We start from the raw sequence: 21,157 nt of genomic DNA on the forward strand, positions 1-21,157 counted from the left end.
TTCAATCAGGCTCCACGCGTGAAGCCTGTACGCGCTGTCCTGGCTCCACGAATCCGGCCCCCTGAGTCACCAGCTCAACCCTGTCAGGTAAACCGCTGACCCAGACGCCGGAGGTGTCCAAGCTCAGAATCTCGACGGGCAGAAATACCAGTTTTTCATCTGAATCCAGCACCCACGCACCGGTCTGTCCGGCATCATCCAGGCTGAGCAGTGCGGCAGAAAAACGATGCGCCTGGCGATCAGGCAGATGGATATGCAGCGTCGCGCTGGCACCTGCAACACGCTTGAAGGCATCATTGTCAATCAGGGCTTCAATACGGTAGCTGCGAGTCTGGCTATCGGCGACACTGGCGATGAAACTGAGGTGTCCTGTCAATCGGCGGCCATCCAGCAGGATGGCCTCAACCGCCAGGCCTTCAGTCAGTTGATGCACCTGTTGCTGGGGAATCTGGCCAGTCAGTTTCAACTGACCGGTATCAGTCAGGCTGAGCAGAACATCACCAGGCTGTACATTGCTGCCAACTTCTACCGGTAGTGCTTCAACCGTTCCGGCAAATGGCGCCCGTATTTCGGTGTGATTCAATTCCAGCTGCAGGCGGTCACGTTCAGCACGCGCTGTGGCAACACTGGCTTGCAGACGCAACAGGTCATTTTCTGATACCAGACTCTGGCGCTGCAGTCTTTCTGCGGCACGCAGATCTGCTTCCGCTACGCGCAGATCCGCTTCTGCCCGTTGCAGCTGTGCCTGCCGGTCTTCAGGGTCGAGTGACAGCAGCAACTGGTTTGCTTGTACGGTTTCACCCAGGCGCACATGCCAGGTGGTCAAGTCGCTGCTCAGACGGCTGTTGAGTTGCAGATGACGGATGGGCTCCAGCTGTCCTTGCAGTTTGAGCAGGGGAGAGTAGGTCTGACTCTCTAGTATTCGGGTTTCAACGCGGGGAAGCCCCTGTGCCTGGCTATCCGGTGTGAAATCCGGTGCTTCAGTGGCACTGCTGTAAATCGAGCCGCTGAATAGCCAGACAGCCAGCAATAGCGTCAGTAGCAGTGCCAATAGCAGAGAAACGTTGAGTTTACGCCCGGTGAAAAACGGTGCCATGTTACAGTTTTCCTTAGTCCATGTCTGGCGAATGCTGATGAGCATAGCAACTTGTCGAGAAATGCGAAATCATCCGACGGGATCATCGTTGCATCAAGGGTTCCTATTCACTGCATTTGAGGGTATGTTTTAAGCAAAATAACGATCCAACTGGCTGGAGGTTCGATCCCTATGACAGCGCCAAAGTTCCGCCTGGTGACGCGCAGTGATTTTGATGGTTTGGTCTGTGCCGTGTTGTTAAAACACCTGGACCTGATCGATGACATCAAGTTTGTACACCCCAAGGATATGCAGGATGGCAGTGTCGAGATTTCTGCCCGGGATATTTCCACCAATCTGCCATTTGTTGAAGGCGTGTATCTGGCCTTTGATCACCATTTGTCTGAAACCCTGCGTAACGAGAAGCGTGATAACCATATCATTGACCCGGATGCACCATCTGCAGCACGTGTTGTATGGAAGCATTACGGCGGACATGCGGCCTTCCCGGTCGCCTGGGATGAAATGATGGAGGCGGTAGATAAAGGCGACTCGGCACAGTTTGAGCCGGATGAGGTACTGAATCCGACAGGCTGGCCGTTACTGAACTTTTTGATGGATGCCCGAACCGGGTTGGGGCGCTTTCGTGAGTTCCGGATTTCCAATTACAACCTGATGATGGATCTGATCGAGCACTGTAAAACCCTGACCATCGAAGAGATTTTAGAGCTTCCCGATGTCAAGGAACGTGTTGATCTGTATTTTGATCAGGCGGAGCTGTTCAAGGCGCAGGTTCAGCGTTGTGCCAGGGTTTACGGTAACCTGGTGGTGCTGGATCTGCGGGATGAGGAAACCATCTACGCCGGCAACCGCTTCATGATCTATGCGCTCTTTCCTCAGTGTAATATTTCTATCCATGTCCTTTGGGGACTGAAACAGCAAAACACTGTGTTTGCGACAGGTAAATCTATTTTTGATCGCAGCTCCAAGACCAATGTCGGTGAGTTGATGCTCCAGTATGGTGGTGGAGGTCATCATGCGGCGGGTACCTGCCAGGTCGATAATGCCCGTGCTGAAGCTGTGTTGGCAGAGTTGATCGCTCGAATCAACCAGGATGGTTAATCTGCGTTGAAATATCTCTGAGCAGAGAACTCAGGTATACTGTCTGTGACGTAACTCATAGACAGTATCCTCTCCATGATCCAGGCACAACACGCTTCCACCCTACCCAATACCTTTCTCTCTGCCAGCCGCCAGTCTGCTGCTCCGTTTTTGCCAATGAGTCGGCAGGAGATGCAACAGCTTGGCTGGGATGCCTGTGACATTATCATCGTGACCGGGGATGCCTATGTTGATCATCCTTCATTTGGTATGGCTATCATCGGACGCCTGCTGGAATCTCAGGGTTTTAAAGTCGGTATTATTGCCCAGCCGGACTGGCATTCGGCTGATGCGTTCAAGGTACTGGGTAAGCCTCGGCTGTTCTTCGGGATCGCTGCCGGTAACATGGATTCCATGATTAACCGCTATACGGCGGATCGAAAAATACGTTCTGATGATGCCTATACGCCAGGAAACCGGGCAGGCAAACGCCCGGATCGTGCCAGTATTGTTTACAGTCAACGGTGTCGCGAAGCCTATAAGGATGTGCCGCTGATCCTCGGTGGTATTGAAGCCTCCTTGCGTCGTATTGCCCATTATGATTATTGGCAGGATAAGGTACGGCGCTCAATTCTGCTGGATTCTCGTGCAGACCTGTTGCTCTATGGTAATGCAGAGCGAGCCGTAGTGGAGGTCGCCCGACGCCTGGATGCCGGTGAATCGATTGACACCTTGCGGGATATTCGCGGTACGGCTTTCGTGCGTAAGGATACGCCTGAAAACTGGATGGAAATTGACTCCACACGTATAGACCGTCCGGGTAAAGTCGACAAGATTATCAACCCCTATGTTAATACTCGTGATCTGCCTCAGTGCGAACTGGAAAATGAGGATAGATCTGCGGGTGAGGCGGTTGAAATGGATGCGGATGATGAGGTCCAGATTCTGCACATTGAGCCGCGTATGCGTCTGGATCGCAGTAAAACCGTCATACGTCTGCCATCTTTCGAGAAGGTGAGTAAAGACCCGGTACTCTATGCACATGCCAGCCGGGTATTGCATCTGGAAACCAACCCGGGTAACGCACGTGCTCTGGTGCAGTTGCATGGTGATCAGGAGGTCTGGCTCAACCCCCCGCCGATTCCGTTGACCACGGCTGAAATGGATAGCGTGTTTGATTTGCCCTATGCACGGGTACCGCATCCTGCGTATGGCAAGGAAGAGATACCCGCCTATAAAATGATCCGTTTTTCGGTCAATATCATGCGTGGCTGTTTTGGTGGCTGTACTTTTTGTTCGATTACCGAGCATGAAGGGCGCATTATCCAGAATCGTTCGCAGCAATCGATTTTGCGTGAAATTGAACTGATTCGTGATAAGGTGCCCGGCTTTACCGGTGTGATCTCGGATCTGGGCGGCCCGACAGCGAATATGTACCGCATTGCCTGCAAAAGCCCGGATATCGAAGCGGCTTGTCGTAAGCCTTCCTGTGTGTTCCCTGGGATTTGTCACAATCTCAATACCGATCATTCGGCCCTGACGCAGTTGTATCGTGAGGCACGGCAGTTGAAAGGGGTCAAAAAAATTCTGATCGCTTCAGGTTTGCGTTATGACCTGGCAGTTGAAGATCCTGAGTATGTACGCGAGCTGGTGACCCATCATGTGGGAGGCTATCTCAAAATAGCGCCTGAGCATACTGAGCGAGGCCCGCTGGATAAAATGATGAAGCCGGGTATCGGTAGCTATGATGCATTCAAAAAAATGTTTGAGCGTTTCTCGCGCGAGGCTGGCAAAGATCAATATCTGATTCCCTATTTTATCGCGGCACATCCAGGCACTACGGATGAGGATATGCTGAATCTGGCGCTGTGGCTGAAGCGCAATGGTTTCAAGGCGGACCAGGTGCAGGCGTTTTATCCATCACCCATGGCAACGGCGACGACCATGTATCACACCGGGCGTAATCCGCTGAAGCGACTGTCCTATAAAAAGACAGCGGAAAAAGTTGAAACGGTGAAAGGCGAACGACAGCGACGCCTGCATAAAGCTTTTTTGCGCTGGCATGACCCGGAAAACTGGCCATTATTACGGGAAGCTTTAAAAGCGATGGGTCGTGCAGATTTGATTGGTGCGGGTGATGCGCAGCTGATTCCAGCAGAAGGCAGTGAAGAAACAGCTTCTTCAAAACGTCAGCCTCAGGGACGTGGATCACGTGGACGTATGCTGACACAGCACACCGGACTGCCTCCCCGGTCGCACAAGGCGGGTAAAGGACCTCAGGCGGCCCGTGGCCGAGGTAAAGCGGCACGTAAACCTGCGCAGCGCTGATTTATTTGCTAAAAAGGGTAAATATTCATCAATCCTGCATTGTAATTCGGTAGAACAGGTGTATAGTTGAAGACATCAGGTGCTTCCCGGTAGGCACCTGTGTTTAGAATGATGGCTTTGCCGTCAATGTGTTGACCGGGATGCCAGCCGAGCGCTGGAGCTAGAGTTATAGATAATTTGATGCATGTAAATACACGTGAACTGCGGTTCACAACTGACGGATGCTTTGTTCAGCCGTCCACATTCAAAAAAGGCAGCAGGCTTTTCAGTCTGATCCGCTCACTCTCTCGTTTGACGACCACTCAATCGATTATCCAAGCGTTTATCTCTCGACAACTCAGGTTGTCTGGTATTGCTGTGTGCGTGACTGTGCCAGGTTTGAATCATGCGGAAGGAAAAAATTTCGGAAAGTGGGCCTGTTAAGGCTGGCTTTTCGCTACAGCGTTCAGTGTTGCCGGATTGATCTGGCAATGGGGACAGAAACGGGACCGGATTTACCGGTCTTTTGAAAAATGCCAAATTGATGGCAACTATGTAAACGAAAGAGGCAAGACATGTCACAGCAAGTAACCGGCACCGTAAAATGGTTTAACGACGAGAAAGGATTCGGCTTCATCCAGCAGGAGAACGGTCCGGATGTATTCGTACACTTCCGTGCAATCAATGGCACAGGTCGTCGTACACTGCATGAAAACCAGCAGGTAATGTTCGAAGTTACTCAGGGCCAGAAAGGTCCTCAGGCTGAGAACGTAACTGTTGTCTGATTAATAGATCAGGTACAGTTTTCTGACGGCGGGCCTGGTGCCCGCCGTCTTATTTTCTGCAGTTCGTTATATTTCCTGGCTTTCGGCCATTTCTTTTTCGAGTCGGCGCAGTATCTCCAGATACCTGGGTGTCGGTCCGATATCTTCATAGATGGGATCACCATCTTCTTCACGTATGACTCTCGGCCCGGGACGATAGGGCATGCGCGCTTCAATCTCCTTTAACAGGGTATGAAATAACGCAGGTCCAAGATCATCCAGAGACACAGCATACAACTCACAGAGCGCTTGTAACCTGAACAGGTCTTCTTGCTGGATCGAGAGGGTGATGTGTTGTTGCCCGCTACGCTTTTCAGCTTGCTGTTCCAGCTGTTGCAGCAACAGGTTGAAATAATCCTCTGACATGGTTTGATCTCCGCTTCAGCCATCCGGATGTTGTCAGCATAGCAGCAAATAGCATAGGGCGTGATGAATGCCCCTGTTCTGCCTCGGTATTCTCGCGCTTCTGAATCGATTATGATGCAGGCTCTTGAATTACTAGACCGGGAGGCGAAATGGCGAATGTGATGTTGCTGGTGGGATCTGTCTATGGAAACAGTTCGTCTGTGGCAGAGGAGTGTGCCGAGCTGCTGCGAAGCGCCGGGCACGAGGCTGATGTTTTCTCCACCGCGTCACTGAATGATCTGCTGGTTCGACCTGAATCAGTGCTGCTGTTTTGCACCTCGACCACAGGCCAGGGTGAAATGCCGGATAATCTCTACCCCTTGATCAGTGAGCTGCGTGAGCGTTTTCCACTAATGCCGGAGCGCCGTTATGGTGTGATTGCATTAGGTGACAGTTCGTATGAGACTTTCGCGGACGCCGGACGTCAGTGTGATGAATTGCTGCAGGAGTTGCAGGCACAGCGTATCGGTGATGTGCTCTATATTGATGCCTGCGAAACGGCTGACCCTGAAGGTGTCGCGATTGAGTGGTTGCGTGACTGGATGACGGCACTTTAAAGGCCGCCATCCAGTACTGTTGTGCAGGCAAGCTGTCCGTATCGGTAGCCTTCAGCGTTTCAGAAAACCCTGGCCCTGAAGGTAGTCGAGCATGTGAGGGCGCGCTTCCTTGACCAGCATGGCTGAAATTTGATCACTCCAGCCCATGACTTTCTTGCCACCGGTACGGGTCTGATAATAGTGCCTGACCGCTTCATCGTAGGCCTCAATAGCTGCCAGATCCTGCTTGTCCTCGTAGACATCCTGTTTCAGCACCACCGATAACGGTAGTCTGGGTTTGATCTCCGGGTTTTGATCGGGGTAGCCGATACACATACCAAACACCGGGTAGACCAGCTCGGGCAGCTGTAACAACTCGCTGACCTGCTCGATCTGGTTCCGCAGACCGCCAATATAGACCACACCCATTCCCAGCGATTCGGCAGCAATCGCGCTGTTCTGGGCAAACAGTGCGCAGTCCACAGTGGCGGTAATAAACTGTTCGGTAAAGCCGCTGAGCATCTCGGCCTGATGCCATTCACAGATACGTTGATGGCGGTGCATATCGGCACAGAACACCAGAAAGACCGGTGCGCTGGCGACATAGGCCTGGTTACCGGCATAGCTCGCCAGAGCGGTGCGTTTAGTCGGGTCATTCACCTGAATTACCGTACAGGCCTGGATAAAACTGGAGGTGGCGGCAGCCTGACCGGCTTCAATCAGCTGCTCGACGCAGTCCTGAGGCACAGGCTGGTCGGTAAATTTGCGGATGGAGCGGTGTTGCTTGAGTAATTCAATAACGGATTGCGTCATGTTGCTGTCAGTCCTCGGCGCTTCAGAGTTCGGATTGTAGCTGGCGTACAGCTTCGGCAAGTGCGGTACTGGTTTCAATCTTGTTACTGATATGTGGGATGCAGTCGGTGGTGATTACCTGGGCTTTTTCACTCAGCTGTGCATAGGCACTGCCTGCAAAAATACCATGTACACCGATTGCGGTCGTGCGCGGCAGTCCGGCACGATCCAGATGAGCAATGGTTTCCAGCATGGTACGACCACTGGAGATGATATCGTCAACCAATACAGGGTGGTGTTGCTGATAGGGTTCCAGCTCGGGTAGGGATACCGAGACGTTGTAATCACCAAAGCGCTCTTTCTCCAGCACCTGAAACGGTGCTTCAGCCAGGCGTGCAACTTCAGAGACCCATTGCTCACTCTCACTGTCGGGGCCAATGAGTACCGGATTCGGGATATGTTGTTGTATCCATTTCGCAATCAGTGGAGCGGCCTGAACAATCCGGGTGGGAATACTGTAGATTTCCGACAGGCTGTGATAACGGTGCAAGTGTGGGTCAATGGTAATCAGACCGTCGACCGCTTGTGACAGCAGACGGGCAAAAGGACGTGAACTGACACATTCACCTTCATGGAAGCGTTTATCCTGGCGCATATAAGCCAGATAGGGAGTGACCAGTATCACCTGGCTGGCGCCCAGCTCGCGCAGGGTGTCTGCCAGGAACAACAGTCTCAGTGTCTTTTTGTCAGGCTGAAACAGGTTGCAGAAAATAACACAGGGGCGATCGCGGCATTGATCATGCACGCGCAGATAGCTTTCACCGTCGGGAAAGTGGCGAAGCTCCAGTGTGCCAGCTTCGGCGGAAAGCGCCTGACAGAGTTGTGCTGCCAAGGCTGCATCGGAATCCAGATTGTAAAACAGAGTGGTCATGCGTGTTTTTCCTTTTCACGTCGTTCATGGGCCAGGCTGATAATGTCGTGATGCTCGCTGAGATAGTCAACAGCATAGTTGAGTTCTCCAACGCTTTCGGCATGGATCGTCAGCATTGGTGTACCGGACTCAACCGCTTGTCCCAGATGTACATGCATTTCCACACCTGCAGCGGGGTCGGCAGGGGCGCCGGCAAGCTTGGCCACTTTTGACAGTTTGCGGTTATCAATGTTCGTCACTATGCCGTCCTGGTGTGCGATGAGGGCATAGCGATAGGGTGCGAGAGGCGGTGATTTCATACCGCCCTGTGCCGCACAAATCGCCATGAACTTATTCCAGGCTGCACCGGATTTCAGCTGTTCTAACGCGATACGTACACCTTCACCCGCAGGGATGTCCTGCACCATTTCCAGCATGGCACCGGCAATCACTGCTGCCCGGTCACGCAAATCATCCGGTGAGTCGGCCTGATTTTGTAAGACAGCGAGAATATCCCGTGCTTCCAGTGCCGGTCCGATACCGCGACCTACGGGTTGTGAGCCATCGGTAAACAGAATGCGAATCTCCAGACCCAGTTGGGTAGCCACAGCGCGAAAACTCGCTGCCAGCTTATCTGCCGCTTCCTGGCTGCGCACCTTGGCTGTTGGTCCGACCGGAATGTCGATCAGTACATGGGTTGCGCCGGCCGCAATTTTTTTGGAGAGCACTGAGGCGATCAGCTGACCTTCGCTGTCAATATCCAGAGCACGCTCAACCTGAATCAGCAGGTCATCTGCCGGGCTCAGGCGCACAGACCCTCCCCAGGCCAGGCATCCTCCGACGCTATTGACCACATGTCGCATTTCATCCAGTGACAGGCTGACATGGGTCAGCGTTTCCATGGTGTCGGCTGTCCCCGCAGGTGAGGTGATAGCGCGGGAAGAGGTTTTCGGAATCGTGACTCCGCAGGCTGTAAGGATCGAGATCACAATTGGTGTGGTACGGTTGCCGGGCAGGCCACCCACACAGTGCTTGTCCAGCACAACAGGCAGTTTCCAGTCGATGCGGCTGCCGGATTCAACCATGGCACGTGTCAGTGAGGTGATCTCCTCATCATCCAGCTGGTCATCACAACAGGCAGTGATAAAGGCCGCCAGATGGACTTCGGCATATTGTCCCGAGACAATATCATGAATGATTTCCCGGAACTGATCCTGGCTCAGTCGATGACCGTACACCTTGGCACGAACATGAGACAGGGACTGAACCGGTCGGGGATGCGACAGCCATACCGGCGCGTCCGGCTCTATATTCAGTCGTTTCCAGGCAGCCTCGGAAAAGCCGACCTCATCGTCAGCAATCAGGTCGCTGGTAATAATATTGAGTGAGGCGATAATACATTTATCGCCATGGCTGCTGGCCAGAATGCGAGACAGGCTTTCGAACCCTTCCGAACGGCACACCGGGCTTTCGGCACGAAGATAAAGGGTGGGTTCATGATGGGTGTCGATGCCCATGCGGCGAGCCCGCAGTGGGGCCATACGTTCGGGTACAAAATTCATATAGAGCGCTATCCTGTTACCCGAAAAAGGAGTCATGTGACTTCAGGGGTCGGGTAGTGTTATTTAATATCAGTAAAGCTGACCCTTCCGGGGTTGGCAACGAGGGGGCCGGAATGGATAAGCAAGAGTGTAACTTCTGTCGGGCCGATGCGCCAAGGCTGAATGCAGAGCAGATACAACAGGAGCTGACAGTTTTGCCTGGCTGGCAACTGCTCAATGAGCAGGGTGAGGAGAAGTTGTCGCGTCAGTTTTCCTTTAAGGATTTTGCCTCTGCACTGGCCTTTACCAATCAGATCGGTGCCTTTGCCGAATCTATCGGTCATCATCCGGACCTGTTGACCCGTTGGGGCAGTGTCACGGTGACCTGGTATACCCATAAAATTGGCGGTGTGCAGCAGGGCGATTTTCTCTGTGCTATTGAAACCGAACTGCTGTTTTCCCGGCAGAATACGGGTTAAGGGCTTCAGCAGTTCGCCCCGGCGCTGCTTCCTGTTAAGATAGCCCGATGTTTAACTGACGGGAAGCGAACAGAATCATGGAACGCCGTTTTCGACTGGTGCTCTCCTGCCCTGACAGGGTAGGTATAGTTTCAATGGTAAGTAATTTTATTTCCAGCCATGGCGGTTCTATTGCCGATGCCAACCAGCATTCGGACCCTACCTCGGGTTATTTTTTCATGCGTGTCGAGATCAAGGCCGAGACACTGCCTTTCTCGCTGGATGCCTTGCGGGAGGCGTTTGCCCCCATCGCTAATTCATTCGCCATGGAATGGGAAATACAGGACTCCAATCGTCCCAAACGTGTAGTCCTGATGGCGAGCCGGGAGTCTCATTGTCTGGCAGACCTGCTGTATCGCTATCACAGTGATGAACTGTTTTGTGAAATCCCCTGTGTTATCTCCAATCATGACAAGCTGCGCAGCATGGTGGAGTGGCATGGGATTCCCTATTTCCATGTGCCGGTGGATCCACAGAACAAACAGGCACATTTTGATCAGGTGGAACAGCTGATATTGCAGCACGATGCTGACCTGGTCGTGCTGGCGCGTTATATGCAGATATTACCGGCAGGCATGTGTGAGCATTTCCCGCATCGTATCATCAATATTCACCACAGCTTCCTGCCATCGTTTGCCGGTGCGCGCCCTTATCATCAGGCCCATGAGCGTGGAGTGAAGCTGATCGGTGCTACCTGTCACTATGTCACTGAAGATCTGGATGCGGGCCCGATTATTGATCAGGATGTTACCCGTATCAGTCACCGTGATCACCCTGAAGAGATGGTGCGTCTTGGACGTGATGTGGAAAAACAGGTGTTGGCTCGAGGCCTGCGATGGCATCTGGAGGACCGGGTTCTGGTGCATGGCAATAAAACCATTGTGTTTGCCTGATTCTCTCTAAGTCATTCGAAAAGCGGGAAAATAGTCTACACTGAAAGTGTCATAAGACATTGAACTCTGGCGTTAACAAGAGGATAACCCCCATGCTGAGATCAGTGAAAGCTCAGGACTATATGGCCAGCAAACTCGTGACTTTTTCTCCGGAGACGGATCTGTTTCGTGCGCTGATGACGTTACGTGAATACAAGCTGTCAGCCTCTCCCGTGATCAGCGCCGATGGTGATCTGGTCGGGTTGCTGTCAGAGGTGGATGGACTGCGGGCTATTCTGAGTCAAACCTACCATGAAGAAGAGATGGGCAGTGGTGGCAAGGTCGAAGACTATATGAGCCGTGAAGTCGACACGGTCAATCATGATGCAGACATTATCGCAGTGTCGAAAACCTTTATTGAAAAAGGTCGTCGTTGTCTGCCGGTGGTGAAAGCCGGTAAACTGGTCGGCATGATTTCGCGCGCGGATGTGTTGCGTGCGGTTGAGGATTTTGCCAACGATGGCTGAGTGGATAAACTGTCGGACCTGTAATGAGTGAGTTGTTTCCTGAAAGACCTGTGTTGTTTTATCCATCCCTGGCACTGCGCTATGGTGCTGACGAAGCGTTGCTGTTAAGTATTCTTGACGAGTTGTTTCGTCAGCAAGCGCTCGCTGAAGGCGGTGTGGATACGCTACTGCTGGCACCATCCCTGTGTCAGATGTTGGCACCTTTCTGGCCTGCGGCCCGCTTTTCCGTGACGCTGGGAAGTCTTGAACGCCAAGGGCTGATACAGGCTCAGCAGGGTCACAATGGTACGCTGAGAATACAGCGTCGTCAGGCTGCGGTACCCAATGCTGTTCCAGCGGCTGAAGCTGTCAGTGTATCCAAACCAGAACCCGGACCAGAGCCGCGTCCAGCCTCCTTGCCAGTCTATGATACGCCACCTCCTTCACCTGCGCCTGCACCAGGGCGTACCCGGGGGCCTGCTCCCATGTTCGGTGGTAACGCTGGCTGGCGTCGGGGAAAAAATGAGCTGGAGCAGATTTTTGACTGGCATGAAGAGCGCAATCAGAGGTTGATGCCAATGACCATGGGCTGGCAGCCAGGGGAAGCTTTCCATGATATGTTGTCGCGACAGGCAATTCCGTCGGAGTTTGCACAACAATGTCTGGATGAATTTGTACTTTACTGGCTGGACAAGGATCGTAAGGAAACCAACTGGGATCAAAAATTTCTGGCCTGGGTCAAGCGTGAGTGGGTGCGTAAACAGTCACGTGACTCAGCTGGCCGATCTGAAGAACAGCAACCGCTAGGTCAATTGAATGAAAACACCCGACGAGATACTCGCGAAAACCGAAAACGGGTTACCGCGGCCATCATGGACATCAAGGACACCGATTGGTGACGAAGCACCGCACCAGCGTGAACTCACGGTTGAAACCAAGGCACACGTAAACATGATTTTTGCCCGCTTTATGGCAATTTATGGGCATAAATTTAAAAGCTGTTTTGAAACCGAGAATGAGATACGCCTTGCCAAGCGCGAGTGGGCACTGAGTCTGGACGGCTATACGGAAGCGGAGCTGGTGGCAGCGGTGAATCGTTGCAAGGAAACACTTGCCTGGATGCCCACAGTTTCCGAATTTCTCGCTATTTTGCGCGATCTTCAGGGTGACTGGGGATTGCCGGGTGCCCTGGCCGCTTACCATGAAGCCTGCTATCACGCTGCTGATCCGGCACAGCACAGCTGGAGTCATCCGGCTGTTTATCTTGCCGGTCGGGAAGTGGGCTGGTTCAGGCTGCGCAGTGAAGAGTCGGATGTGGTACAGCCACTGTTTAACTACACCTATGAACAGCTGTGCCGTCGGGTTCGGCGAGGTGAGCGGCTGGAAACGCCAGTGGTGAGGGCGATCAGTGATCAGCAGGATAATACCACTGCGCGCTTTATTCAGGCCTATGCCCAACAGCAGGGTATCGAAGAAGCCTTGCTTTACTACTTGACCAAGCCCAAGGGTACACGGATTCGCGAACGTCTGCGTATGCAGGCGCAGCAGCAGCTTGAAGCGCGAGGCATCACACTGCTGCTGCCAGAGGATACCTCAGTGGGACGTGTTGAGCCTTGACCCGAACATGGCACCAATAGCCTGGCTCAGAGATTCGCTGCGCTGCGGATCACGGAAGGCCATCAGAATCTGACTGCGCATGCTGGACAAAAACATCAGGTCACTGAGGATTCGGCTGAAGCCTTGCTGTCCGGCCTTGCCAGCTGCCAGGCACTCGAGAAAACGTTTCAGACGTTCCGGTTGCTCAAGGCTGGTATGACAGCGTGTGGCCAGTGCTGCAATCACTTCTGCTTCAAGTGCTAGCGGACTATCCAGTAACTGATCAATCACCTGATCGCGGCCACTGCTGTCGACCGCGTTGGAGAGGCCGCGTAGCAGTGCTGCAATGAGCTCGGGTGCTGTTTCCGGATGCTTGAGTCGCTGTGTCAGCAGCTGGCTCAAGGCGCGTTGCAGGCGATAATCAGGCTGGCAATGCTCCAACATGCGTGCCAGTGTCATCAGTAAAGGGTCTGGAAGTTGCGCTAAATTCTGGCAGAGACTCTGGGTGTTCTCGCCTTGATCGAGGCGCATAACATAGTCAGCCAGTCCCTGTAAGCCCAAATGTGTCCAATGCGCTTCGGGGTACTGTCCGGCCAGGTATTGCTGCACCTCTTCATAGTAGCGTGAAGCCGGTGTTTTCAGTGTCCGGCTGGCCAGCGCATGAAAACAGGCCATTTTTTCCGGATCCGGGGTGAAGGAAAATGGATTATCCTTGAGCGCATCTTCTTCGGTATCCGGGTGAATCACCTGTTGCAGCAAGCGGTTCACAATATCATCGCGTGCGGCCTGCACCAAAAATCCTTGCTCATCCAGCGGCAATTTCAGAAACCAGATCAGGTTCTGATTTCTGGCTGTTGGATTCCAGATCAGCAGACCAATCCAGGCCTGCTGCAGAAATGGCATCGGGTAGGGGATTTCGGCTGTTTCAATGCGGGCAAAGGTATCGTTGGACAGTTTACTGATACGCCGCCCCATATCGTAGATCCGCAGGCGGTTGTCCTGATGCTGTAACAGATCGATCAGGCGTTTTTCCATCATCTCAGCTCCGTGCCGCCTTCAGGGTATCTGCAATCAGGAACGCCAGTTCCAGTGATTGGTCCGCATTCAGGCGTGGATCGCAATGGGTGTGGTAACGATCCGCCAGCCCCTCTTCCGTGATCTGAAACGCACCGCCGATACACTCGGTGACATGATCACCGGTCATTTCGAAATGCACCCCACCTGCATGGGTGCCTTCTGCACGATGGACCTCGAAGAAACCTTTCATTTCCTTAAGGATCGCTTCCACACTGCGGGTTTTATAGCCGCTGGAGGCTTTCATGATATTGCCATGCATGGGGTCAGAGCTCCATACCACCGGGTGGCCAGATGCTTTGACTTCCCGGACGATCGGCGGCAGCAGCTCGGTCACCCGGTCTGCACCCATGCGGGCTATCAGCGTAATCCGGCCTGGAACACGCCCCGGATTGAGCAGGTCCAGCAGGCGCAACAGATCCGGCAGTTGAGTGCTAGGGCCGATCTTGATGCCGACAGGGTTGTGTACGCCACGTAAAAACTCGACATGGGCATGATCAGGCTGGCGTGTGCGATCACCGATCCAGAGCATGTGTGCTGAACAGTCGTACCAGTCACCCGTCAGGCTGTCCTGACGTGTCAGTGCCTGTTCATAGTTCAGCAGCAAGGCTTCGTGGGATGTATAGAGCGACGTTTCGTGCAGCTGAGGCGTATTCTGTGAGTTGATGCCGCAGGCTTCCATGAACGCCAGCGTTTGAGTGATCTGTTCTGCCAGGTGCTGATACTTTTCACCCTGAGGGCTTTTATCCACGAATCCCTGGTTCCAGCGGTGGACCTGATGCAAGTCAGCGAAGCCGCCGCTGGCAAAAGCACGCAGCAGGTTCAGCGTGGCAGATGACTGGTGGTAGGCGGCAATCATGCGCTGTGGATCGGGTTGGCGTGCCTCGGCATTGAAGGCGATGTCATTAATGATGTCACCGCGGTAGCTTGGCAGTTCAACACCCTCCATGACCTCTGTGCCGGCCGAGCGGGGCTTGGCGAACTGCCCGGCGATGCGGCCAATTTTGACCACCGGACTGCTGCCGGCAAAGGTCATCACCACTGCCATCTGCAGCAGCACCTGAAAAGTGTTACGGATTTTGTTGGCACTGAATTCGGCAAAGCTTTCAGCACAATCGCCGCCTTGCAGCAAAAAGGCTTCACCGGCTGATACCTTGGCCAGTGATCGGGTCAGTGATCGTATTTCGCCTGCAAACACCAGTGGAGGAAGGGCGCTGAGTTGCTTCTCCGCGTCTGCCAGCTGTGCCGGGTCAGGGTACACCGGCTGTTGCACAATGGGTTTGTTTCTCCAGCTATCGGGGCTCCAGTTTTCCATAAACTCTCTTCTGTGCTGAGTGACGCCTGAACATGCAGGCCATGCTTCTGTCAAAAATGAATCAAAGAGTTTAAGGTTTTGGCGCGGAGAAACAAGCTTCAGGCGGTTTTAATTCCTGTCAGATTGCGAAAGGTGATTTCGCGTGCGGTATTGAGAAAATCTACAATAAACTCAGCCTCAGCCTGTTCGCTGCGGACGGCTGCATAGAGGGTGCACCAGAGGCCCTTTTCACCCATGGGGCGAGCGGCGATATAGCCATTTTCCAGATATTCATGAATCGCCCAGTTGGGCAGTGCTGAAACGCCGCGCCCACTGGCAACCAGTTGCAAGATCATCACGGTGAGTTCTGAGGTGCGAGTCTGTGCGGGCTCCTGGCCTGCGGGGTCAAGAAAGCGGGTGAATACATCCAGGCGGCCATGATCGATGGGGTAGGTGATCAGGGTTTCCTGTGCCAGATCTTCCGGCTGAATCTGCTTTTTGCGGGTCAGTGGGTGGTGTTTGCTCATGGCCAGCACCGACTCATAACTGAACAGGGGTAAATAGCTAATACCGTTACGAGGCTCTGGGTCAGAGGTAACCACCAGATCCAGGTCTCCGCGTACCAGGGCTGGCAAGGGCAGGAAACTGAAGCCGGTACTCAGGTCCATTTCCACTTCGGGCCAGTCCTGGCGAAAGTGATCGATGGTTGGCATCAACCAGTCGAAGCAGCTGTGGCATTCAATGCAGATGTTCAGCCGACCGGTTTCCCCGCCTGCCAGGCGGGCAATATCACGTTCAGCATTGCGAATCATTGGTAATAATTCGTCAGCCAGCGTCAGCAGTCGTTTGCCCGCGGATGTGAAGGTAATGGGTTTGGTCTTGCGGATAAACAGTGAGCAGTTCAGACGATCTTCCAGATCCTTGATCTGATGTGACAAGGCTGATTGGGTCAGGTGAACACGTTCGGCGGCTTCCACCAGACTGCCAGCATCACGAAGTGCGGTAAGGGTTTTTAGATGACGAATTTCAACCATGCCCAACTCCACTGCAGGATAGGTCAGTGGTGCAGCGAGTTGCTGCCCCAGGTGACTGATTCAAGAGTATAGCGGTTGAGTCGCGGAAGCTCTAGCAGATGAAGTCATATCCATGAACAGTGTGTTACATAGGGTTGATAACTGTTCTAATTTAGTCTATCTGTATATGTTCTTGTTCATATTACAGATAGTGGTCCTGCAGCTGTTAAATATAGTTGACTCCAGTGGCGCTATATTAGTATGTTTCGTATGGATATAATTTAATCAAAACGGTGCGTATTAGTGTCTTTAGTCACTGCACGGCAGTACCAGGAAAAAATATTCGAGCTTTTTAACGAAGGCCCGGTTGCACTGTTTATCTGGTCTGTTGTGGATGGCTGGCCTGTCGAGTTTGTGTCTGACAATGTTTACGAGTTGCTGGGATATTCCGCGCGGGACTTGACGCAGGGGGCGCTGTCTTATGCTGACCTGATCCATCCGGAAGATCTGCCTCGGGTACGCGCAGAGGTACTGCAGTACTTATCCAGTCAGGCTGAATGTTTTGAGCAGCAGTATCGACTGAGATCAGCATCGGGCGAATATCGATGGATTAAAGATTTTACCATGCCGGATTGGAGCGCTCAGGGTGAGCTGCAGCGTATTCGTGGGTATATTTTTGACCAGACGGATGTGCAGGAGGCTGTCGAAACACTGCAGCTGGCGGAGCTGGTGAGAGAGCACTCCCGTGAAGCTATTATGATCACCGACCCGAATGGCGTGATCCTGAGCGTGAACCCGACGTTTACACAGGTAACCGGCTATACGTCTGAAGAAGTACTGGGTGCCAGACCCTCTTTGTTAAGCTCAGGTTATCATGACGCTGATTTTTATCGTGCCATGTGGCAGTGCCTGAATACGGATGGAAGCTGGCAGGGTGAAATTCTTGATCGTCGTAAAAATGGTGAGGTGTATCCCAAATGGCTCTCCATTCATACCGCCTATGATGCACAGGGTCAGGTGTTTCGTCGTATTGCAATTTTTTCGGATATCAGTCAGCAGAAACAAAGTGAAGAGCTTATCTGGCGTCAGGCAAATTTTGACACGCTGACTAATTTGCCTAACCGGCAACTTCTTACGCTTCGGCTGGAGCAGGAAATCGACAGGCAAAAGCGTAGCAGTCAGGGGTTGGCATTAGTCTTCATGGATCTTGATGGCTTCAAGGAAGTGAATGATACGCTCGGGCATCTGGTGGGTGATGAACTGCTGATTGAGGTGGGTAAGCGGCTGGAAAGCCTGTTGCGCACTACCGATATGGTTTCCCGTTTTAGCGGCGATCAGTTTGCCTTGCTTTTGACCGGTCTGGCCGACCAGCGTGCTGTTGAACGCTTGATCATGAAACTACGCAGTGCATTCGAAGTTCCGTTCCAGCTCAGTGATGAATTGATCTATACCTCAGTCAGTTTTGGTATTACGTTTAGTCCTGAAGATGGTCAGGATCCCTGGCAGTTACTGAAAAATGCTGAGCAGGCAATGTTCAGTGCCAAGACAAGTGGACGTGGTCGTTACCAGTTTTTTACCGAAACCATGCAGCTTACCGCTCAGCGGCGCATGCAGCTTGCCAAGGATTTGCGTCGTGCTCTTCCTGAGCAACAATTGTTCCTGGAATATCAGCCGATTGTGAGCCTCGCAGATGACGAATTAAGTAAGGTTGAAGCCTTGATTCGCTGGCAGCATCCGGAGTTAGGGTTGATCAGTCCGGCCGAGTTTATACCGGTTGCAGAAGAGATCGGCTTGATTTCCGAGATAGGGGACTGGGTATTTCGTACGGCAGTTGCTCAGGTTGAAGCCTGGCAGGAGCTTGTGAATCGTCCTTTTCAAATCAGTATCAATACCTCACCTGTGCAGTATCGTGATGATGCTCATCGAATCAGGCACTGGTTATCCTATTTGCGTGAGCGCTGTCTCAGTTCGCAGAGTATCTCACTGGAGATTACGGAAGGCATGCTGATGGAAAATACGGCAGATATCGAGCATTGCCTGCTGTTGATTCGTGATGCGGGTATGGAAGTGGCTCTGGACGATTTTGGTACCGGCTATTCATCCCTGTCTTATTTGAAACGTATGGATATTGATTTTCTCAAGATTGATCGTTCCTTTGTGCATAACCTGCAACGTGATTCCGATGATCTGGCTCTCTGTGAAGCAATGATTGTTATGGCGCATCGTCTGGGAATACGTGTGGTGGCAGAGGGGATTGAGACTGCTGAACAGAAAGCGTTGCTCAAAGCTGCTCAGTGCGATTATGGTCAGGGATATTATTTTTCACGCCCATTATCTGCTGAGCAGATAGGGGCCTGTCTGCGTCGTCGTAAAATTCACTAGTGATTGCAGTGGTGTCGGAACAGAGGTGGTTTTACGCAGGTAAAACCACCCGGTTTCTTTAAGATTGAAGCAGATCTTGCAATAAAAACTCAATCAGGGCTTTCTGTGCATGCAGGCGATTTTCCGCTTCGGGAAATGCCACACAGCGAGGGTCTTCCATCATGGATGCGCTGACTTCTTCACCGCGGTGTGCGGGTAGACAGTGCATGAACAGTGCATCCTTGTCTGCCAGATCCATGAGTTCCGGATTGACCTGATAGCCTCTGAATTCACGCATCCGCTGGCGCTGCTCATCTTCCTGGCCCATGGAAGCCCAGACATCTGTGACGACCAGGCTGGCGCCCGCAACGGCGTCTTCAGGTGCTTCCATAACGCTGACACGGTCAGCATTACGTTGTACCAGCTCAGCATTGGGTTCAAAGCCTTCAGGGCAGGCGATGTTTAACTTGAAGTCAAACTGGCGTGCTGCATTGATGTAGGAGTGACACATATTGTTGCCATCACCGATCCAGGCCACGGTACTGCCACGAATATCACCACGCAACTCATGAAATGTTTGCATGTCTGCCAATAACTGGCAGGGGTGAAAATCATCGGTCAGGGCATTGATAACCGGTACGCTGGAATGTGCCGCAAACTGGGTCACCAGGTCATGGCTGAAGGTCCGGATCATGACAATGTCGACCATGGATGAAATAACCCGTGCACTGTCTTCGACAGGCTCACCTCGGCCCAACTGGGTGTCGCGCGGTGACAGAAACATGGCGTGACCGCCAAACTGCGCCATACCGGCTTCAAACGAAACCCGGGTTCGTGTAGAGGCTTTTTCAAAGATCATTGCCATTACACGGTTTTTCAAAGGTTCGTAAATAACCCCTTGATTGCGCATCTGTTTCAGTTCTATAGCCCGGTGAATCAGGTGTTTCAGTTCATCGGGTGTCAGATCCAGCAGTGTCAGAAAATGTCGGGTACTCATCATGTATTCAAGGCAGCCAGGCTGCCGCTTCCTGAGTCGGTTTTAGTTAGAATAAGGCAATCAGTCGGTCGTCTCTTCACCGGCATAGACGCGGATCAGGCTGGATACAGTATTGACCAGCAGATCGGCTTCGCTTTGATTCATGATCAGTGGTGGCAACAAGCGGACGACGCGGCCGCCTCCAGTGATATTCAGCAGCACGCCCTTCACCTTGGCCAGCACCGCCAGCTCTGTACCGGCATCGGTGAGCTCGATACCGATCATCAGGCCTTTGCCGCGAATTTCCTTGATGTAGGGCTTGTCTGCCAACTGGATATGAAAACTGTCCAGAATATACTGACCCAGTGATGCCGCATGCTGGCAGAGGTTATCTTTCTCAATGGTATCCACAACGGCCAGTGCGGTTGCACAGGCAAGCGGGTTGCCGCCATAGGTGGTGCCATGTGTACCTGGGCCAAAAATCTCAGCCGCTTTGCCGCGCGCCAGACAGGCACCAATCGGGAAACCGTTGCCGAGGCCTTTGGCTGTGGTGACCACATCAGGCATGATCTGGGTGTGCTGGTAGGCAAAATAGCGTCCGGTCCGGCCATTACCTGTCTGGACTTCATCCAGCATCAGCAGCAGGTCGTGAGCATCGCACAGCTCGCGCAGACCTTCCAGGTAGCTGTTATCGGGTACATGGATACCACCTTCACCCTGAATCGGTTCGACCAGAATGGCTACAACATCACTGTTGTTACGCAGAATCTGCTGTACTGCTTCCAGATTATTAAAGGGTGCACGGATAAATCCACTGACCAGCGGCTCAAAGCCAGCCTGAGTAGCCCGGTTACCTGTCGCACTCAATGTTGCCAGGGTGCGTCCGTGAAAGGAGTTTTCCATCACGATAATGGCAGGTTTGTCGATGTTACGGCTGTGACCATAACGACGTGCGATTTTAATCGCCGCTTCATTGGCCTCAGCGCCCGAGTTGCCAAAGAAGACATTATCCATACCGGAAATGCGTGTCAGCTTCTCAGCCAGTTGCTGCTGCAGGGGAATCGTATAAAGGTTGGAGCAGTGAATCAGTTTGCCCGCCTGCTGACAGATAGCCTCGGTTACAGCCGGATGTGCATGGCCAAGCCCGGTGACGGCAATGCCGCTCAGAGCATCCAGATACTTGTGACCGTCTGTATCATAAATCCACGCGCCCTGGCCGTAATCAAACGCGACTGACAGACGATTATAGGTATTCATCAGAGGTTGTATGGCCATTCAGCTTCTCTCCCTACAACGCAAAAAGGCAGCCAGAGCTGCCAAAAAACAGCCATTTTAGGCTGAAGTGTTGCATTTGGCAATTGACTTTGCAGCTATAAAGGCAAGTTATCCTGCGGATAACCGGTGTTGTCATTGAAATTTGTGCTTGAGGCCTTATTATGAACAAACTAACCGTCAT

At 52.6% G+C, this 21,157-nt stretch carries 20 protein-coding genes; 10 read left to right on the forward strand and 10 right to left on the reverse strand.

What is annotated here, in order from left to right:
- Position 1: 1 nt before the first annotated feature.
- Positions 2-1,096, reverse strand: a complete 1,095-nt coding sequence (locus tag ADINL_RS06350; protein WP_051632606.1) for an efflux RND transporter periplasmic adaptor subunit — start codon at positions 1,094-1,096, stop codon at positions 2-4.
- Between the two features lie 171 nt (positions 1,097-1,267).
- On the opposite strand from ADINL_RS06350, the gene ADINL_RS06355 reads away from it, so the two are divergent.
- From ADINL_RS06355 to ADINL_RS06365, 3 genes are all read left to right on the forward strand, one after another.
- Entirely contained in the window at positions 1,268-2,197 is a 930-nt protein-coding gene (locus tag ADINL_RS06355) for an exopolyphosphatase (protein WP_036544982.1), read from the forward strand.
- A gap of 75 nt (positions 2,198-2,272) precedes the next feature.
- Positions 2,273-4,504, forward strand: a complete 2,232-nt coding sequence (locus tag ADINL_RS06360; protein WP_084154413.1) for a YgiQ family radical SAM protein — start codon at positions 2,273-2,275, stop codon at positions 4,502-4,504.
- A 554-nt stretch (positions 4,505-5,058) separates the two neighbouring features.
- Positions 5,059-5,268, forward strand: a complete 210-nt coding sequence (locus ADINL_RS06365; RefSeq protein WP_036544984.1) for a cold-shock protein — start codon at positions 5,059-5,061, stop codon at positions 5,266-5,268.
- A 66-nt stretch (positions 5,269-5,334) separates the two neighbouring features.
- On the opposite strand, the gene ADINL_RS06370 is transcribed toward ADINL_RS06365, so the two are convergent.
- Positions 5,335-5,673 carry a hypothetical protein gene (locus ADINL_RS06370; RefSeq protein ID WP_036544986.1) on the reverse strand — a complete coding sequence of 113 codons (339 nt, stop codon included), beginning with the start codon at positions 5,671-5,673 and terminating at the stop codon, positions 5,335-5,337.
- A 149-nt stretch (positions 5,674-5,822) separates the two neighbouring features.
- On the opposite strand from ADINL_RS06370, the gene ADINL_RS06375 reads away from it, so the two are divergent.
- A complete protein-coding gene (locus ADINL_RS06375; RefSeq protein WP_036544988.1) occupies positions 5,823-6,269 on the forward strand; it encodes a flavodoxin in 447 nt (148 codons plus the stop codon).
- 51 nt (positions 6,270-6,320) lie between these two features.
- Here ADINL_RS06375 and nfsA read toward each other — a convergent pair whose 3' ends face one another.
- Genes nfsA through ADINL_RS06390 form a run of 3 tightly spaced genes read right to left on the reverse strand, consistent with a single transcriptional unit; the run spans position 6,321 to position 9,512 of the window.
- On the reverse strand, positions 6,321-7,061 hold the full coding sequence (gene nfsA / locus ADINL_RS06380) for an oxygen-insensitive NADPH nitroreductase (protein WP_036544990.1): 741 nt from the start codon (positions 7,059-7,061) through the stop codon (positions 6,321-6,323).
- A gap of 22 nt (positions 7,062-7,083) precedes the next feature.
- Positions 7,084-7,971, reverse strand: coding sequence for a ribose-phosphate pyrophosphokinase (locus tag ADINL_RS06385; RefSeq protein WP_036544993.1), 888 nt, complete (start codon positions 7,969-7,971; stop codon positions 7,084-7,086).
- A complete protein-coding gene (locus ADINL_RS06390; RefSeq protein WP_036544994.1) occupies positions 7,968-9,512 on the reverse strand; it encodes a thymidine phosphorylase family protein in 1,545 nt (514 codons plus the stop codon). The genes ADINL_RS06385 and ADINL_RS06390 overlap by 4 nt, the downstream gene beginning before the upstream one ends.
- A 113-nt stretch (positions 9,513-9,625) precedes the next feature.
- Between ADINL_RS06390 and ADINL_RS06395 the strand changes: the two genes are divergently transcribed.
- The 5 genes from ADINL_RS06395 to ADINL_RS06415 all read left to right on the forward strand — a co-directional run bounded on the left by ADINL_RS06395 (position 9,626) and on the right by ADINL_RS06415 (position 13,004).
- Positions 9,626-9,970 (forward strand): 4a-hydroxytetrahydrobiopterin dehydratase, encoded by a 345-nt coding sequence (locus ADINL_RS06395; RefSeq protein WP_036545601.1) that lies wholly within the window; start codon positions 9,626-9,628, stop codon positions 9,968-9,970.
- A gap of 77 nt (positions 9,971-10,047) precedes the next feature.
- Positions 10,048-10,902: a formyltetrahydrofolate deformylase gene (gene purU / locus ADINL_RS06400; protein ID WP_036544996.1), complete on the forward strand. Its 855-nt coding sequence runs from the start codon at positions 10,048-10,050 to the stop codon at positions 10,900-10,902.
- A gap of 92 nt (positions 10,903-10,994) precedes the next feature.
- Complete coding sequence (locus ADINL_RS06405) at positions 10,995-11,408, forward strand: CBS domain-containing protein (RefSeq protein WP_036544998.1); 414 nt, start codon at positions 10,995-10,997, stop codon at positions 11,406-11,408.
- A 23-nt stretch (positions 11,409-11,431) separates the two neighbouring features.
- Positions 11,432-12,286: a DnaT-like ssDNA-binding domain-containing protein gene (locus ADINL_RS06410; protein ID WP_036545000.1), complete on the forward strand. Its 855-nt coding sequence runs from the start codon at positions 11,432-11,434 to the stop codon at positions 12,284-12,286.
- Complete coding sequence (locus ADINL_RS06415; protein WP_239644343.1) at positions 12,204-13,004, forward strand: replication protein P; 801 nt, start codon at positions 12,204-12,206, stop codon at positions 13,002-13,004. Before ADINL_RS06410 ends, ADINL_RS06415 begins: the two co-directional genes overlap by 83 nt.
- Here ADINL_RS06415 and ADINL_RS06420 read toward each other — a convergent pair.
- The 3 genes from ADINL_RS06420 to ADINL_RS06430 all read right to left on the reverse strand — a co-directional run bounded on the left by ADINL_RS06420 (position 12,981) and on the right by ADINL_RS06430 (position 16,385).
- Complete coding sequence (locus ADINL_RS06420) at positions 12,981-14,021, reverse strand: DUF3549 family protein (RefSeq protein WP_036545005.1); 1,041 nt, start codon at positions 14,019-14,021, stop codon at positions 12,981-12,983. The genes ADINL_RS06415 and ADINL_RS06420 overlap by 24 nt on opposite strands.
- Position 14,022: 1 nt before the next feature.
- Entirely contained in the window at positions 14,023-15,372 is a 1,350-nt protein-coding gene (locus ADINL_RS06425; protein ID WP_036545008.1) for a class II 3-deoxy-7-phosphoheptulonate synthase, read from the reverse strand.
- Between the two features lie 98 nt (positions 15,373-15,470).
- Positions 15,471-16,385 (reverse strand): LysR family transcriptional regulator, encoded by a 915-nt coding sequence (locus ADINL_RS06430; RefSeq protein WP_036545011.1) that lies wholly within the window; start codon positions 16,383-16,385, stop codon positions 15,471-15,473.
- Between the two features lie 282 nt (positions 16,386-16,667).
- Between ADINL_RS06430 and ADINL_RS06435 the strand changes: the two genes are divergently transcribed.
- Positions 16,668-18,746 carry a putative bifunctional diguanylate cyclase/phosphodiesterase gene (locus ADINL_RS06435; RefSeq protein WP_051632607.1) on the forward strand — a complete coding sequence of 693 codons (2,079 nt, stop codon included), beginning with the start codon at positions 16,668-16,670 and terminating at the stop codon, positions 18,744-18,746.
- Positions 18,747-18,804: 58 nt separating this feature from the next.
- Here ADINL_RS06435 and argF read toward each other — a convergent pair whose 3' ends face one another.
- Positions 18,805-19,722: an ornithine carbamoyltransferase gene (gene argF, locus ADINL_RS06440; protein ID WP_036545607.1), complete on the reverse strand. Its 918-nt coding sequence runs from the start codon at positions 19,720-19,722 to the stop codon at positions 18,805-18,807.
- Positions 19,723-19,782: 60 nt separating this feature from the next.
- On the reverse strand, positions 19,783-20,976 hold the full coding sequence (locus ADINL_RS06445) for an aspartate aminotransferase family protein (RefSeq protein ID WP_036545014.1): 1,194 nt from the start codon (positions 20,974-20,976) through the stop codon (positions 19,783-19,785).
- Positions 20,977-21,157 lie beyond the last annotated feature (181 nt).

This window comes from Nitrincola lacisaponensis (assembly GCF_000691225.1).
GTDB lineage: Bacteria > Pseudomonadota > Gammaproteobacteria > Pseudomonadales > Balneatricaceae > Nitrincola > Nitrincola lacisaponensis.

Bases quoted from the DNA above. Each gene is read 5' to 3' on its own strand.
- ADINL_RS06350 (WP_051632606.1), bottom strand. From the start codon at position 1,096: ATGGCACCGTTTTTCACCGGGCGTAAACTCAACGTTTCTCTGCTATTG.
- ADINL_RS06355 (WP_036544982.1), top strand. From the start codon at position 1,268: ATGACAGCGCCAAAGTTCCGCCTGGTGACGCGCAGTGATTTTGATGGT.
- ADINL_RS06360 (WP_084154413.1), top strand. From the start codon at position 2,273: ATGATCCAGGCACAACACGCTTCCACCCTACCCAATACCTTTCTCTCT.
- ADINL_RS06365 (WP_036544984.1), top strand. From the start codon at position 5,059: ATGTCACAGCAAGTAACCGGCACCGTAAAATGGTTTAACGACGAGAAA.
- ADINL_RS06370 (WP_036544986.1), bottom strand. From the start codon at position 5,673: ATGTCAGAGGATTATTTCAACCTGTTGCTGCAACAGCTGGAACAGCAA.
- ADINL_RS06375 (WP_036544988.1), top strand. From the start codon at position 5,823: ATGGCGAATGTGATGTTGCTGGTGGGATCTGTCTATGGAAACAGTTCG.
- nfsA (WP_036544990.1), bottom strand. From the start codon at position 7,061: ATGACGCAATCCGTTATTGAATTACTCAAGCAACACCGCTCCATCCGC.
- ADINL_RS06385 (WP_036544993.1), bottom strand. From the start codon at position 7,971: ATGACCACTCTGTTTTACAATCTGGATTCCGATGCAGCCTTGGCAGCA.
- ADINL_RS06390 (WP_036544994.1), bottom strand. From the start codon at position 9,512: ATGAATTTTGTACCCGAACGTATGGCCCCACTGCGGGCTCGCCGCATG.
- ADINL_RS06395 (WP_036545601.1), top strand. From the start codon at position 9,626: ATGGATAAGCAAGAGTGTAACTTCTGTCGGGCCGATGCGCCAAGGCTG.
- purU (WP_036544996.1), top strand. From the start codon at position 10,048: ATGGAACGCCGTTTTCGACTGGTGCTCTCCTGCCCTGACAGGGTAGGT.
- ADINL_RS06405 (WP_036544998.1), top strand. From the start codon at position 10,995: ATGCTGAGATCAGTGAAAGCTCAGGACTATATGGCCAGCAAACTCGTG.
- ADINL_RS06410 (WP_036545000.1), top strand. From the start codon at position 11,432: ATGAGTGAGTTGTTTCCTGAAAGACCTGTGTTGTTTTATCCATCCCTG.
- ADINL_RS06415 (WP_239644343.1), top strand. From the start codon at position 12,204: ATGAAAACACCCGACGAGATACTCGCGAAAACCGAAAACGGGTTACCG.
- ADINL_RS06420 (WP_036545005.1), bottom strand. From the start codon at position 14,021: ATGATGGAAAAACGCCTGATCGATCTGTTACAGCATCAGGACAACCGC.
- ADINL_RS06425 (WP_036545008.1), bottom strand. From the start codon at position 15,372: ATGGAAAACTGGAGCCCCGATAGCTGGAGAAACAAACCCATTGTGCAA.
- ADINL_RS06430 (WP_036545011.1), bottom strand. From the start codon at position 16,385: ATGGTTGAAATTCGTCATCTAAAAACCCTTACCGCACTTCGTGATGCT.
- argF (WP_036545607.1), bottom strand. From the start codon at position 19,722: ATGAGTACCCGACATTTTCTGACACTGCTGGATCTGACACCCGATGAA.
- ADINL_RS06445 (WP_036545014.1), bottom strand. From the start codon at position 20,976: ATGGCCATACAACCTCTGATGAATACCTATAATCGTCTGTCAGTCGCG.